The 14,972-nt window shown below is 34.3% G+C and carries 13 protein-coding genes and 1 other annotated feature; of the genes, 11 read left to right on the forward strand and 2 right to left on the reverse strand.

All coding sequences use genetic code 11. From position 1 onward, the window contains the following. Positions 1-216 precede the first annotated feature (216 nt). The gene (locus TMATH_RS01800; RefSeq protein ID WP_013149750.1) at positions 217-705 is read right to left on the reverse strand and encodes an ECF transporter S component; all 489 of its coding nucleotides are present in this window, start codon (positions 703-705) and stop codon (positions 217-219) included. 232 nt (positions 706-937) lie between these two features. Between TMATH_RS01800 and TMATH_RS01805 the strand changes: the two genes are divergently transcribed. The 7 genes from TMATH_RS01805 to TMATH_RS01835 all read left to right on the forward strand — a co-directional run bounded on the left by TMATH_RS01805 (position 938) and on the right by TMATH_RS01835 (position 8,429). After that, positions 938-1,660, forward strand: a complete 723-nt coding sequence (locus tag TMATH_RS01805; RefSeq protein WP_013149751.1) for an ABC transporter ATP-binding protein — start codon at positions 938-940, stop codon at positions 1,658-1,660. Continuing rightward, positions 1,661-2,416: an ABC transporter permease gene (locus tag TMATH_RS01810; protein WP_013149752.1), complete on the forward strand. Its 756-nt coding sequence runs from the start codon at positions 1,661-1,663 to the stop codon at positions 2,414-2,416. A gap of 63 nt (positions 2,417-2,479) precedes the next feature. Then, positions 2,480-2,687, forward strand: a binding site (T-box leader). Positions 2,688-2,751: 64 nt separating this feature from the next. Further along, positions 2,752-5,202, forward strand: coding sequence for a leucine--tRNA ligase (gene leuS / locus TMATH_RS01815; protein WP_013149753.1), 2,451 nt, complete (start codon positions 2,752-2,754; stop codon positions 5,200-5,202). A 65-nt stretch (positions 5,203-5,267) separates the two neighbouring features. Further along, the gene (locus TMATH_RS01820; RefSeq protein WP_013149754.1) at positions 5,268-5,969 is read left to right on the forward strand and encodes an AzlC family ABC transporter permease; all 702 of its coding nucleotides are present in this window, start codon (positions 5,268-5,270) and stop codon (positions 5,967-5,969) included. After that, positions 5,951-6,274, forward strand: a complete 324-nt coding sequence (locus TMATH_RS01825) for an AzlD domain-containing protein (protein WP_013149755.1) — start codon at positions 5,951-5,953, stop codon at positions 6,272-6,274. Before TMATH_RS01820 ends, TMATH_RS01825 begins: the two co-directional genes overlap by 19 nt. A 131-nt stretch (positions 6,275-6,405) precedes the next feature. Next, positions 6,406-7,509, forward strand: coding sequence for a PfkB family carbohydrate kinase (locus tag TMATH_RS01830; RefSeq protein WP_013149756.1), 1,104 nt, complete (start codon positions 6,406-6,408; stop codon positions 7,507-7,509). Further along, on the forward strand, positions 7,506-8,429 hold the full coding sequence (locus TMATH_RS01835) for a pseudouridine-5'-phosphate glycosidase (RefSeq protein WP_013149757.1): 924 nt from the start codon (positions 7,506-7,508) through the stop codon (positions 8,427-8,429). Before TMATH_RS01830 ends, TMATH_RS01835 begins: the two co-directional genes overlap by 4 nt. Before the next feature lie 9 nt (positions 8,430-8,438). Here TMATH_RS01835 and tlp read toward each other — a convergent pair whose 3' ends face one another. Continuing rightward, positions 8,439-8,702 carry a small acid-soluble spore protein Tlp gene (gene tlp / locus TMATH_RS01840; protein ID WP_013149758.1) on the reverse strand — a complete coding sequence of 88 codons (264 nt, stop codon included), beginning with the start codon at positions 8,700-8,702 and terminating at the stop codon, positions 8,439-8,441. Between the two features lie 219 nt (positions 8,703-8,921). On the opposite strand from tlp, the gene TMATH_RS01845 reads away from it, so the two are divergent. The 4 genes from TMATH_RS01845 to TMATH_RS01860 all read left to right on the forward strand — a co-directional run bounded on the left by TMATH_RS01845 (position 8,922) and on the right by TMATH_RS01860 (position 14,901). Continuing rightward, positions 8,922-9,920, forward strand: a complete 999-nt coding sequence (locus TMATH_RS01845) for an inorganic phosphate transporter (RefSeq protein ID WP_013149759.1) — start codon at positions 8,922-8,924, stop codon at positions 9,918-9,920. 14 nt (positions 9,921-9,934) lie between these two features. After that, positions 9,935-10,549, forward strand: a complete 615-nt coding sequence (locus TMATH_RS01850) for a DUF47 domain-containing protein (protein WP_013149760.1) — start codon at positions 9,935-9,937, stop codon at positions 10,547-10,549. A 216-nt stretch (positions 10,550-10,765) separates the two neighbouring features. After that, positions 10,766-13,471, forward strand: a complete 2,706-nt coding sequence (locus tag TMATH_RS01855) for a sigma-54-dependent transcriptional regulator (RefSeq protein WP_013149761.1) — start codon at positions 10,766-10,768, stop codon at positions 13,469-13,471. A gap of 167 nt (positions 13,472-13,638) precedes the next feature. Beyond that, positions 13,639-14,901 (forward strand): PTS sugar transporter subunit IIC, encoded by a 1,263-nt coding sequence (locus TMATH_RS01860; RefSeq protein WP_012269677.1) that lies wholly within the window; start codon positions 13,639-13,641, stop codon positions 14,899-14,901. The last annotated feature ends 71 nt before the right edge of the window (positions 14,902-14,972 follow it).

Raw genomic sequence — 14,972 nt, forward strand, 5'->3', positions numbered from 1 at the left:
GGAGGCTTAGATATGGCTCATCATCATGATCATGGCGAGATAAGTAAGAAAAACTTTATATCTTTTTAAAGAAGCATATATAAAAATTTTTAAACCAGAACCGATTGATGGTGCTTTAATGATAGTAGTTGCTACTATAGGTCTTGCAGCAAATAAAAAGCCTCCGGATTAGTTTACCAAACAAGGGGAGAATAAAACTTTCTCCCCTTGTTTTTATTATTGTTCTTTCGCTTTTTTGAAGTAATTTTCAAGCAATGCAATTACTATAATTCCCAGTATACCTCCTATGAGTGGTGTTATAAGCTGGGGTGTTGTAAAAGCCTGTACAATTTTTAATGGAACTTTTACATTGAACAGCTGCATTATATATTTTACTGATAAAGCAAGCCATATAAACTTAACTACAGCACCTACTATCATTCCTATTACTTTGTTTTTTTGCGTTGAAAAAAGTATTACATATACTCCATTGCCAATCATTATGAAAGGAATCATTAAAGGAAATCCCATTATGCCTACCAAAAATGCAATTACCGGTGTTAAAAGTCCTATTATAACTCCTGACCACATTCCTACAGTTCCAGCAGCGATTAAAAGCATTGCATTAACGATAGAACCTGTTATTAGTTGGGGCATTTTTAAGAACTGAAATATTAAAGTGATGGCGAGTAAAACAGCAGTTCTTGTTAAGAATTTTACATTCACACAAATCGCCTCCTTTCCTTTATTGTCTGAGAATCTTGCCTCGCAATGTTCAGTTCAGGATAGCATGGGGAAACAATTACCTCATATTGTCAATTATATTTTATTACTTTAACAAAAGAATGTCAAATAAATATCAAAGTTGCAAAGAATTTTTTACTTTGTTGACTTTAATGAAAGATAGAGATACAATTTAAATGTAAATGTAACAGTTGTTACAGTAGAGGTGATTTATGTGAATAAAATAGAATTTAAAGAGGTAAGCTACGGTAGTTTTGGAAAAGAGATATTAAAAGACATTTCTGTAAAGTTTGAAGGTGGAGCAATACATACTATTGTCGGCCCTTCTGGAGCTGGAAAATCGACGCTGATTAAACTGATAAACCGATTGATAGATCCAACCCATGGCAGTATTTTAATAGACGACGTGGATATTAAAACAATAGATGTGATAGACTTAAGAAGAAGAATTGGAATGGTTTTTCAGCAGCCTCATCTTTTTGAAGGAACAGTTAAAGACAATATTGAGTATGGTCCAATGCTTAAAGGCGAAAAAAATGTAAACGTGGAGTATTATTTGAGCATTGTAGGATTGAATAATGAGTATGCTACAAGAGATGTGAAAAATTTATCAGGAGGGGAACAGCAAAGAGTTTCTATAGCGAGAACTCTTGCAAATAATCCTGAAGCTCTTTTACTTGATGAACCTACATCAGCCCTTGATCCTACCTCTACAGAAATAATAGAAGAATTAATAGTTAAGCTGAAGGAAGAAATGAATCTGACGGTTATTTGGATAACTCATAACATGGAGCAGGCTAAGCGCATTGGGGATTACACAGCACTGCTTAACAAAGGGATATTAGTAGAATATGCAAAAACTTATGATTTTTTTACAAATCCCCAAAATGAAATTACAAAATTGTTTATACAAAGCAAGTTAAAGGAGGAAGGTTAAATGAGTGTATTGTCTTTGACATTGGCGTCAAGTCTTGTACTAATATCAATTTTTGTTTCTTATTACCAAAAACTGGGGATTGAAAAGGAAATAGTTATAGGTACTATAAGAGCGGTTGTGCAGCTTACAATAGTGGGATACATTTTACACTACATATTTGCTGCCGATAATGCTTTATTTACCTTGGCAATGGTAAGCTTAATGATAGTAGTTGCTGGAAATAATGCTTCAAAGAGAGGGAAGGGAATACCGAATGTTTTTTATTTTATCACTTTTTCAATTGCCTTAAGTGCCGCGATTACAATCTCTTTGCTTATTTTGTTTGGGAATATACACTTTAGACCCCAGGAAGTTATACCTGTATCAGGAATGATAATAGGAAATTCAATGGTGGCTTCAGGACTTGTTGTTTCAAGGCTAAAAGACGAAATAAAAAATAAGTCAGAGGAAATAGAGGCGTATTTGTCACTTGGTGCAACTTCAAGGCAAGCCGCACAAAAAGTGATAAAGACTGCAATAAAGACAGGTATGATTCCTACAGTTGACAGTATGAAAACTCTTGGTATCGTCCAACTTCCAGGGATGATGACAGGTCTCATATTGGGAGGAGTGGACCCTATTGAGGCAGTTAAATATCAGATAATGGTTACATTTATGTTAGCCTCTACAGTAGCGATTTCCTGTTTTAGTGTTACCTTTCTTACATACAGAAACTTTTTTACAAAGTACCATCAACTTGTGTCTGATTTACAATAATATTGTTTAAAATGATATTGCATTTATTTCTATTTTGTAATAAAATAATGTACAAATCAATTTGTAAATGCAATGAAGTGGAGCAGTAGGCATTGTAAGCTTTAAGAGAGCCGTTGGTCGGTGCAAAACGGTAGCCTAAGATGCCGAAACTCGCCACGGAGCAGGCATACTGAAGTGTAGTAGGTATGCACGGTTACCGCCGTTACAGGTTTAAGTGGGCTTTACGCCAAAAAGAGTGGTACCACGGAAGTGCAAGTCTTTCGTCTCTTAAAGATGAAAGACTTTTTTTAATAAAATCGAGTTTGCTAAAAAATCATAGATAGGAGTGGAGGTTTATGGCTTACTCAGTGGATGTTGATAGAAAATGGCAAAAAAAATGGGAGGAGACAAAACTTTACAAATTTAATCCTGAAAATGCAGATAAAAAGCTTTATTGCCTTGAAATGTTTTCTTATCCTTCGGGTGCAAAGCTTCACGTAGGGCATTGGTACAATTATGGACCTACTGATTCTTGGGCGCGTATGAAAAGAATGCAGGGATATGAAGTTTTTCATCCGATGGGATTTGACGCTTTTGGACTTCCTGCAGAAAACTATGCTATAAAGACGGGAATACATCCTTATGATTCTACTATGGAAAATATAAGGACGATGGAAAAGCAGCTTAAAGAAATGGGGGCGACTTTTGATTGGGACTATGAAGTAATAACTTGCTTACCGGAATACTACAAATGGACGCAGTGGATTTTCTTGAAGCTTTTTGAGGCAGGCCTTGCCTATAGAAAAAAAGCTCCAGTAAATTGGTGTCCCAGTTGTCAAACTGTTCTTGCAAACGAACAAGTTATAGATGGGAAATGTGAAAGGTGCGGCACTGAAGTTACAAAGAAAGATTTGACTCAGTGGTTTTTTAAGATAACTGCTTATGCAGAAGAACTCCTTGAAAAACTGGATGAACTTGATTGGCCTGAGAAGACAAAAATAATGCAGATAAATTGGATTGGAAAGTCGGATGGAGCAGAGATAGAATTTAAAGTAGCCGGAAAAGACCTGACATTTAAGGTATTTACTACAAGAGCTGACACGCTATACGGAGCGACGTATGTAGTTATTGCGCCAGAACACGAAATTGTAGATTTAATTACTACAGAAGAATATAAACAAGCTGTTGAAGAGTATAAAGAATACGCGAGAAAACAGAGTGAGATTGAAAGGTTGTCTACTGAAAAAGAAAAGACAGGGGTATTTACAGGAGCATACGCAATTCATCCTCTGACGGGAGAGAAACTCCCTATTTGGATAGCAGACTATGTCCTTGCAACATATGGAACAGGATGTGTCATGGCTGTTCCTGCCCATGATGAAAGAGATTATGAGTTTGCAACAAAATACAACCTTCCTATAAAAAGAGTGATAAAAGGAATAGGAGATATAGACGATAGTTTGCCTTTTGTCGAATATGGAGAGCTTGTAGACAGTGGAGAATTTACAGGTTTGAAATCAGAAAAAGCGAGGATAAAAATTGTAGAAAAATTAAAGCAAGAAGGTAGAGCAGAGTTTAAAGTAAATTACAGATTGAGGGATTGGCTTGTTTCAAGGCAGAGATACTGGGGTGCTCCAATACCTGTCATTCACTGTGAACGGTGTGGCATAGTCCCTGTCCCAGAAGAAGATTTGCCAGTATTACTTCCTTATGATGTGGAATTTGCTCCAACAGGTGAGTCTCCACTTAAAAAGCATGAGGGCTTTATGAATGTAACTTGTCCTAAATGTGGAGGTAAAGCGTTAAGAGACCCCGATACTCTTGACACTTTTGTAGATTCTTCTTGGTACTTTTTAAGATATCCCGATAACAAAAACGACAAAGAGCCTTTCAATAAAGAATGGATAAATAAAATGTTGCCTGTTGACAAGTACGTAGGTGGAGCAGAGCATGCGACAATGCATCTTTTGTACGCAAGGTTTGTTACAAAGGCTTTGAGAGACTTAGGATATCTTGACTTTGATGAGCCGTTTAAATCATTAGTGCATCAAGGTACAATATTGGGCCCTGATGGAAGCAGAATGAGTAAATCTAAAGGAAATGTCATTTCGCCTGACGAATACATTAAAGAATACGGTTCTGATGTATTCAGACTCTATCTGATGTTTGGATTTGCTTATTCTGAAGGTGGGCCATGGAATGATGATGGTATTAAGGCAATTTCCAGATTTGTCAATAGAGTGGAGAGATTTATAGATAAATTTATTGAGACAAGAAACAATCCTGGCAAGACTAAAGACGAAATGGGAAAAGATGAAAATGAATTAAACTATGTGAGACATTATGCTATAAAAAGTGTGACAGAAGATGCAGAGAGATTTCAGTTTAATACTGCAATAGCGAGGATAATGGAACTGGTAAACGCTCTTTATAAATACGACACAGATGTGGAAGTTAAAAATATCGAATTTTATGAAGATGTGGTGGCAGATTTAATAAGGCTTTTGGCGCCATTTGCTCCTCACTTTTCCGAAGAAATGTGGGAAAAACTTGGATATGAATATTCTGTTTTCAATCAAAAATGGCCAAAGTGGGATGAAAAAGCTCTACAAAGAGATGTTGTAGAAATAGCTGTGCAGGTAAACGGCAAGGTAAGAGGAAGACTTGAAGTTCCTTCAAATGCTCCTGACGAAGAAGTACAGAGGATTGCACTTTCAGATGATAAAATAAAATCCTACCTTGATGGAAAAGAAATAAAGAAGGTCATAGTTGTTAAAGGCAGGCTTGTAAATATTGTTGTGAAATAATTAAAGGCAGGAGGCTCACTCCTGCTTTTAAAAAATAAATATTTTTTAGTGATGGTGAGGTAATTGTGATAGTAGATAGTGATGTTAAAAAGAGTATAAATGGAGTTAAAAGTGCATTACCTATTGTGTTAGGGTATTTGCCAATAGGCTTTGCTTATGGACTCGTTGGTGTGAAAAGCGGTTTTACTATTTCACAAGTGGTGGCATTGTCTCTTTTTGTGTATGCTGGTTCAGCACAATTTATTGCTATAAGTTTGCTTAGTGCAGGAACAAGTATTGTTACACTGGTATCTACAATATTTATAGTAAATTTGAGGCACTTTTTATATAGCACATCGCTGTCCCAGTATATGAAATACATACCGAGAAAACACATACCAATACTATCTTTTTTTATTACGGATGAGACCTATGCGGTTGCGATTACAGATTTGCAAAATGACTCTAAATACACTGAAGGTTATTTCTACCAACTATTTTTAACCTCATATACTGCCTGGGTATTTGCTTCATTTTTAGGTGCTGTATCAGCAACTTTGATAGGAGGCTCTATAAACGTAGGGCTTGATTTTGCACTTCCAGCAATGTATATTGCCTTGCTATTTATGCAAATATCAGGTTATAAAAAAGTTTTTATAAGTGTCTTTTCGGGGCTGTTGTCTATAACTTTGATGTTTGTATTACCGGGAAATACAAATGTCATTGTAGCCGCATTAATAGGTGCAGGAATGGGGGTATTGCTTGACAAATGGGTACGAAATTTATAATAAGTGTTATTGGAATGTTTTTAGTGACATATATTCCGCGATTTATGCCTGTTTATGGCTTAACTAAAATAGAACTTCCTCAGGCTGTAAAGTCATTTCTTGAGTATGTGCCTGTGGCAGTTCTTTCAGCTCTTTTATTTCCAGTAATTTTTATCAAAGATGGAAAGTCATTTCTAGATTTGTCAAATATATATTTACTCTCAGCAATACCGACATTTATAGCTGCATATTTTACGAGGAAGCTATTTACACCTGTTGTTGTTGGTATTGTTAGCTATGTGATTTTATCATTTATTATTAAGTAAAATTGGTATGCTTTCTGGATAATAATGTTTTTACTGCTTTTTAAAATAAGCAGTTTTTTTGTTTGCATTTTTGTGATATAATATACTTGCAAATGTTTGATAAACAAATAATTGTTTGGGAGTGTGTGAATGTGGCATTAACACAAAGAGAAAAAGAGATACTAAGATTAATCAAGAAAAATCCTATGATTTCCCAAGAAGAATTGGCGAAGCTTATGGGTATTAGCAGGTCAGCTGTTGCAGGGCACATAGCAAACCTCATGAAAAAGGGCTTTATATTAGGAAGAGGCTATGTAGTGAGGGACTTTAAAGGTATTACTGTAATTGGAGGAGCAAATATAGATATAAAAGGTAAACCTTATTCAGAGCTTAAGCAGCATACTTCAAATCCGGGACACATAAACATAGCGCCTGGTGGTGTAGGACGAAACATTGCTCACAACCTTGCACAGCTTAGTTTACCTGTTACGCTTTTGTCTGTTGTAGGGAATGATGATGAAGGAAGAAGACTTCTTGAGGAGACAAGGCAAGCAGGAGTGAATGTGGAACAAATTGTAATTTCAAATACAAGGCGTACAGGTATATATCTTGCCATTCTTAATGCAATTGGTGATATGGATGTGGCTCTTTCGGGAATGGACATTTTAGAAGAGTTAAATATACAATATCTTGAGTCAAAGATAGAAGTTATAAAAAATAGTGAGATTGTAGTTTTTGATACCAATATTCCTGAAGATAGTATCAAATATATTGTGGAGCTTTGCTACAATAATAATATTCCTGTAGTGGCAGAGCCCGTTTCCATCGACAAAGCAAAAAAATTAATAGGTGTACTTGACAAAATCGATTATGTAACTCCAAATAAGGAAGAACTTGAATCGATATCTGGAGTTAAAATAGCAAATGATGAGGATATGAAAAAGGCAGTTAAATATTTAAGACAAAAAGGTATCAAAAATGTCATAGTGACTTTAGGTGAAAGAGGGGTATATATTTCTTCAGAAGAAGTTGAAAAATTTATAGAACCATATCAAGCCGAAATTGTTGATGCTACAGGTGCAGGAGATGCTTTGACCGCTGGCTTGGTCTATGGTATTTTTAATGGCTATCCTCTGGATGTATCAGCAAAATTTGGTCTTGCTGCGGCATCTCTTACAATATCCTCACCTTATACAGTAAATCCATTTTTAAATGAAAATCAATTAAAAAATATAGTAAAGGAGACTGTAAAATGAATAAGTTCATTAATTTGTCTCAAGAAGTAAAAAAAGCAATGGAGGAAGGAAAACCTGTTGTTGCACTTGAATCCACTATAATATCTCACGGAATGCCTTATCCTGAAAACATTGAGACAGCTAAAACTTTGGAGAATATTATAAGAGAACATGGAGCTATACCTGCGACAATTGCAATTATAAATGGAAGAATAAAAATAGGTTTAAGCAAAGAAGAACTCGAATTTATGGCTACCTCAAAAGAAATATTAAAAGCCAGCAGAAGAGATTTGCCAGCAGTTTTAGCAAAAGGATTTAGTGCAGCCACTACAGTTTCCGCAACAATGATTTGTGCAAATCTTGCGAGCATAAAGGTGTTTGTTACAGGAGGTATAGGAGGTGTCCACAGAGGAGCAGAACAAACCTTTGATATATCAGCTGATTTACAAGAACTTGCAAATACAGATGTAGCAGTTGTATGCGCAGGTGCGAAGGCAATTCTTGACCTCCCACGTACTCTTGAATACCTTGAAACCTTTGGGGTTCCTGTGGTAGGGTTTAAAACTTGGGAATTTCCAGCTTTTTATACAAGAGAAAGCGGACTTAAAGTGGATTACAAAGTTGATGACGAAATAGAGGCTGCAAAAATTATAAAGACAAAATGGGATTTAGGCTTAAAAGGTGGGGTTTTGATTGCAAACCCTATTCCAGAGGAATATGCCTTGGATAAGGCTTATATAGATAAAGCAATAGAAGATGCCCTTTATGAGGCAGAAAAACGCAATATAAAAGGTAAAGAAATAACGCCCTTTTTGTTAGATAAAATAAAAGATTTGACACAGGGTGAAAGTTTAAAAGCTAATATTGAACTTGTTAAAAACAATGCTTTTGTTGGCGCAAAAATTGCTATTGAACTAAATAAATTGTATAAAGAGGCGTAATCCGCCTCTTTATACTTGCTTTTTGTCGTTGTCGTGTACTTCATCTATTATTTCTTCTCTCATGTTCTGTATACTTGTCAGCCTATTTTTGTTCTTCTGCTTAATCCTTTCTATTTCTTCAGTAGAAAGTTCTTCTGCGTGTAATTTTAGGTAATCTTCTGCTTCTCTATAATTTTCTATAGTATCGTGTATCATTTGTTGTAATTTTTCTACATTGTCTGAGCGGTCATCCGGCTTTGGAGGTTTTGTGTATTTATCATTTTCCTTTGCCATAAATCTCACTCCTAATTTTGAAGTTTCTCATATTTATTTTGTTCATAAAAAATATTTATATGTATTGTAGAAAAAGCATGTTCTCAATTGCGGAAAATTTTAAAACATGCTTTTTGTTTTTCAAAAATTTGAAGTATATATAAATAACTTATATAATTGTTTTAAGTATTTGTGCATAAAATAAAAGTTAAATATGGCTTTTTTACTCGAGGTGATGTCATGGATTTTTATTTTATTGCAGTTATAGTAATATTTTTTTATATATTTGTAACTGGTTTTCACGACGAAGGAAATCTTGTTGCTACTATTATATTTTCAAGGTCTATAGATGCAAAAAAAGCTTTTATTCTCGCGGCTGTTGCACAATTTTTGGGTACAGCAATAATAAGTACTAATGTCAGTAAGACAGTGGCAAAGGATATTGTAAAATATGAGTATTTATTTAAAAGCGGTTACAATATCAGTCTGTTGATATTATGCGGTTTAATTGGTGCCATGATATGGAACTTTATTACCTGGTATTTTGGAATACCTTCTAGTTCTTCTCATGCGTTAATTGGCGGAATGTTAGGACCTTTTGTCTTAGAATACGGTTTTAACTCAATAAATGTACAAGGTATACTATTTAGAGCTATTCTTCCTTTGTTTCTGTCTCCTATAATAGGATTTATTACGGGATATTTAATAACGTTTTTTTTATCAGAAATATTGAAAAATCAAACGCCGGCAGTGAATAACATACTTAAAAAACTGCAATATTTTACTCTCTTTTTTCTCAATGCAGGACAGGGGTCAAATGATGCCCAAAAAGGGATGGGTTTAATCGTTATTTTAATGATGATAAAGGGACAAACTCATAATTTTGAAGTACCATTTGATGTAAAATACATATCGGCTTTAATGATTTCTTTTGGACTTATATTAGGAGGTTTTAGAATAATCAAGAATGTAGGAGCAGGAATATACAGAGTAAGGCCTTTTCATTCCTTTAATGCACAGCTTTCTTCCCTTTTAGTTGTAAGTATAGCAGCAATCATTGGTGCACCAATCAGCGGTACACAGTTAATTAATTCTTCAATTTTAGGTATTGGGGCAAAAGAAAGACCTACTGCTGTTAGGTGGCAGTTTGCTAGGGGAATAATTATGGCGTGGTTTATAACAATTCCTGTATCTTTTATAATCTCTTATTTGATTTACGGTTTGAGTAAGCTTTTATGAGGGAGGTGAAAAGAGTGAATGTATTTAAATGGTTATTTTCCAAAGAGACAGATTTTTATAAATTGCTGGAAGAGCAATCAAGACTCACATTACAAGGAGTTTGTGCTTTGGAAAAATATATGATGACAGGGAATATAGAAGATGGACATGAGGTAAATAGATTAGAAAAAATTGCAGACAGAAAAAGAGAAGAGTTGATAGATGAACTCGATAAAACTTTTATTACTCCATTTGATAGAGAAGATATATTCAATTTATCTAAAGCTATTGATGATATATTAGATTATTCTAACACTACTGTGAAGGAAATGGAAGCATATAATTTGCAACCTACTGGTGAGCTTCAGGAAATTGTGACGGTGATAAAGTACAGCACAGACCTCATTTATAAATCAGTATGTAATCTTAACAGAGATAAAAAAGAAGGTATGGAACAGGCATTAAAGGCAAAAAAATATGAGAACGAAGTAGAAAATTTATACAGAAAAAATTTAGCGAAATTATTCGAAGAGGATGACATAAAATATATTTTAAAAATGCGAGAGATTTTCAGGCATTTAAGCAACTGTGCTGACAAAATAGACCTTGCAGGAGATATTTTAGGGCATATTTATGTAAAAATGATGTAAAGTGTAATGTAAAGTTATAGGGCGAGTTTTTACGAAGGTGATGGAAATGTTGCGGATTGAAAGCGCTCATTGGGGCGCTTTTATTTTTATTCATCTTTTTTTAAGGTGGTTGTAAATTTAAGTAGATACTCTAAGTAAAGATAAAAATTAAGTGTTTTAAAGTGTATTATTTTTTTGTCTTTTATGATAAAATGTATCGTAAAGGGGGCGAGTGATGTGAAAAGAATTGATAAAGTTTATAATTGTGTAAAAGAATTATGTAGCAAGCAATTTGCTGAAAGAGGAGAAATAATTGGAGTTTCAGCTATGGAAATTGCACATGCTCTTAATATACAAAGAACAAATGCTTCCAGCGATTTAAATACCCTTTTTAGAGAAGGAAAAGTTATAAAAGTTGAAGGCAAACCAGTTTTGTATAAGGTTAAAGAACTTGATATGGTTTCTGATGAAAGTGATATGGTAGTGAAAGATGTATTTGACAGCATAATAGGAGCTAATTTAAGCCTTAAAAATGCCGTACAACAAGCAAAAGCTGCTATAATTTATCCTCCCAATGGTCTTCATACACTTTTGCTTGGAGAGACGGGTACAGGCAAATCCATGTTTGCAGAGGTCATGTATAGTTTCGCAAAAGAAATTGGAAGGATAAAAAGGAACGCTCCTTTTGTGACTTTTAACTGTGCTGACTATGCTAATAATCCGCAACTTTTAATGTCACAACTATTTGGAGTGAAAAAAGGAGCGTATACAGGTGCCGATAAGGATAGAATGGGCCTTGTTGAAAAAGCAGATGGTGGCATACTTTTCCTTGATGAAGTCCATAGACTTCCACCAGAAGGACAAGAGATGCTTTTTTATCTGATTGATAAAGGACTTTATAGACGGCTTGGAGAATCTGAAACACAACATAAAGCGAATGTTTTAATAATATGCGCTACAACAGAAAATATTGAGTCTACTCTTCTTAGGACTTTTATAAGGCGGATACCAATGGTGATTAAATTGCCAGCTTTAGCAGAAAGAACATATGAAGAAAGATTTGAACTTATTAAAAATTTCTTTAGAGAAGAAGCAGCTATTATTAACACTGATATTATGATCACTTCAAATGCTTTGAAAGCTTTATTGCTTTATGAGTGTCCTAATAATATAGGTCAACTGAAAAGTGATATAAAACTTTCAATTGCAAAAGCTTATCTTGGGTACATGATGAAAAGAGATAAAGGAGTATGCGTGCATACTGAAGATTTACCTGAGTATGTCAGAAGAGGATTGTTTAAGTATAAGGAATCGAAAGATGAAATTGATAGATTTATTACGGGAGATATAATAAAGTTTTCAGTTGATAATGCTACTCCTGTTATCCAACAGAATAATCAGATATTCAATTTTTATGAGGCATTAGAAGAAAAAAGAAAAGCTTTGGAGCAAAAAGGACTTAACGAAAGTGATATAAGACTCATCATGAGTATTGATATAGAGACATATTTGAAAAAGTATCTCTTAAATCTTGATAAAAATAATTTGGAGGAATTGTATAAAGTAGTGGATAAAAAGATTGTCGATATAGTAAACGATTTTTTGAATTATGCCAGTAAAAAGTTAAAAAGGTCCTTTAGTGAAAAAACTTTATACGGCCTTTCTATGCATGTAGCCAGTTCTGTTGAGAGAATACTAAGCGGCAAAGACATTGTAAATCATCAGCTGGAAAATATAAAGAAGGTGTATGAAAAAGAATTTGAAGTGGCAAATGCTTTGAGAGAAAGGGTCCAAAAAGAGTTTAACATAAAAGTACCTGATGATGAAGTGGGCTTTGTTACAATGTTTTTATGCCTTGACGAAGAAACAAAGGAAAAAGACGAAAGGGTAGGCATTATTGTTGCTATGCATGGAGAAGCCGCTGCTACTTCAATCGCGGAGGTTTCCAATAGGCTTTTAGGTGACAATTATGTAATTGGGTACAATATGCCACTTGATCAAAAACCAGAAGTTGCGTTAAATAATTTAACTAATATTGTAAAAAGAGTTGACAAAGGAAGAGGCGTATTACTTCTTGTTGACATGGGTTCACTAGTATTATTTGGTGACATGATATACGAAAGGACAGGAATACCCGTCAAAACAATTGAAATGGTTTCCACTCCTATGGTTTTAGAGGCGGCAAGAAAGGCAATCCTTAACGCTTCTTTAGATGAAGTGTATGATGCAGTTGTCAATTTCAGTCCTTATGTAGGCAGAATCTACAAAGACAGTGTTAAATTTGAAGATTCTCTTAAAAAGAATGTTATCATAACTGCTTGTATAACCGGCGAAGGTACAGCGGTTAAACTTAAATCAATACTTGAAAAAAACCTTGACTTAAAAGAGCAAGATATAGATATTATTCCAATTGAAATTGAAAGCACCAGAGAATTTAGAAGAAAACTACTCAACATCAAAGAAGAAAAAAATATTTTAGCTGTTGTAAGTGCTATAAATCCACAGGATGATTCTATATTGTATATTTCTACATCAGATGTGTTTGATAATGATAAATTATCTGTATTGAAAAATAAAATTGAGGCTCTTTCACAAATCGAGATAATTGATAACATGAAAGAGGTTATAAGAGAAAATATAAAGATAGATTCAGAAAAGTATATATCTTCTTTTAAAAGATTTTACGCAGCTTTAATAAGAGATGGGGTAAATTTAAATGAAGATATTACAATAGGATTAATACTTCATCTTGCTTGTGTAATTGAGCGTATATTACAAGGAAAACAGTTAATACACATAAAGGATACACAAGAATACATTAAGAATTACCCAAAGGAGTTTGATATTATAAAAAAAGCTATAAGGATTATCGAAGAAGGATGTAATGTAAAGATTTCAGACGAAGAATGTGTAAATATGATGAAAATAATCTATTCACTTTGATACACATATGTGTATTGAATACGTTTTTAAACGATACACATCGAAACGGTTTAATAAACCTCGTCATTGAAGGCGGAAAAGCAGCAATTTTGTAGAAGCGATTACTATTTGGCATGACATTTGCATATAAGGTATAATGCAAAAAATTTAAAAAAGGAGTTGGTCTAATGGATGCACTTATTAATTTCCTCGACAGGTATTTCATGCCTGTAGCAGGTAGAATTGCTGAACAAAGACACCTCAAGGCAATACGTGATGGAATAGTTGCAACAATGCCATTACTTCTCATTGGGTCTTTCTTCTTAATTATAGCTTTTCCGCCCATACCAGCCCTTGAAGCTTTAGTTAAACCTTATGTAAATGACTTACTAAAAATAGTCAATGCAACATTTGATATAATAGCTATGGTTGCATCTTTTACAATAGCTTATTCACTTGCCGGAACTTACAAAATAGATCCTTTAGCCTCTGGGGTATTAAGTTTGTCTACTTTTATGTTATCAGTACCTTTAACCCAAGATGGTAATATTCCTTTGAAGTGGATGGGAAGCCAAGGACTATTTGTTGCAATGATTCTTGCAATTTTTACAGTGGAGGTACAAAGAAAATTTGTAGAGAAAAATTTAATTATTCGCATGCCAGAGGGAGTTCCGCCTTCTGTGGGTAGAGCTTTTGCAGCATTGATTCCGGGCGCTGTAACTATCACATTTATTTGGATAATACACATGATACTAATTAAAACAATTCATTTAACAATACCGGAAGCTATTAATAAATTGATAGCTATTCCGTTGTTAAAATTAGGTTCTACACTTCCAGCTGTTATCCTTGCAATACTAGCAATTCAGTTCTTATGGAGTGTAGGTATTCATGGTGCAGCCTTAGTAGGAGGAATTTTAGGGCCAATCTGGCTTACTTTTACTCAGGAGAATTCAGCTGCAAAAATTGCCGGCGAAAAAATTCTTCCTCACATAGTAACACAGCAATTTTTTGATATTTTCATATATATAGGTGGTTCAGGAACAACTCTTGCGTTAGCATTGCTTTTAATTTTTGCTACAAAATCTGCCCAATTGAAAGCAGTTGGTAAAGCTGCTATTTGGCCAGGTATATTTAACATAAACGAACCTATTACTTTTGGTATGCCAATAGTGATGAATCCCGTTATGATTATACCATTTATTTTAGCTCCTATTGCAGCAGGTCTTATAACTTATTTTGCGATGGCATTAAATCTTGTGGCAAGACCTTATGCTTTGATTCCTTGGACAACACCTGTGTTGATTAGCGGATTTTTAACTACAGGTGATTGGAAAGCTATTATTTTGCAGATTATAAACTTTCTTGTAGCTGGAGCGATTTACTATCCTTTCTTGAAACTATGGGACAATAAGAAATATGAAGAAGAGCAGCAATTTAAAAAAGAATAAAAATTAGCTGAGACGAAGGCATAATAATATATCCTGAGAGGCATTGCCTCTCAGGATATATATTACAATAA

It is taken from the genome of Thermoanaerobacter mathranii subsp. mathranii str. A3 (assembly GCF_000092965.1).
GTDB lineage: Bacteria > Bacillota > Thermoanaerobacteria > Thermoanaerobacterales > Thermoanaerobacteraceae > Thermoanaerobacter > Thermoanaerobacter thermocopriae.

Excerpts from the sequence above, each read along its gene's own strand:
- TMATH_RS01845 (WP_013149759.1), top strand. The coding sequence starts at position 8,922 with ATGGATTTTTATTTTATTGCAGTTATAGTAATATTTTTTTATATATTT.
- leuS (WP_013149753.1), top strand. The coding sequence starts at position 2,752 with ATGGCTTACTCAGTGGATGTTGATAGAAAATGGCAAAAAAAATGGGAG.
- tlp (WP_013149758.1), bottom strand. The coding sequence starts at position 8,702 with ATGGCAAAGGAAAATGATAAATACACAAAACCTCCAAAGCCGGATGAC.
- TMATH_RS01825 (WP_013149755.1), top strand. The coding sequence starts at position 5,951 with ATGGGTACGAAATTTATAATAAGTGTTATTGGAATGTTTTTAGTGACA.
- TMATH_RS01835 (WP_013149757.1), top strand. The coding sequence starts at position 7,506 with ATGAATAAGTTCATTAATTTGTCTCAAGAAGTAAAAAAAGCAATGGAG.
- TMATH_RS01810 (WP_013149752.1), top strand. The coding sequence starts at position 1,661 with ATGAGTGTATTGTCTTTGACATTGGCGTCAAGTCTTGTACTAATATCA.
- TMATH_RS01860 (WP_012269677.1), top strand. The coding sequence starts at position 13,639 with ATGGATGCACTTATTAATTTCCTCGACAGGTATTTCATGCCTGTAGCA.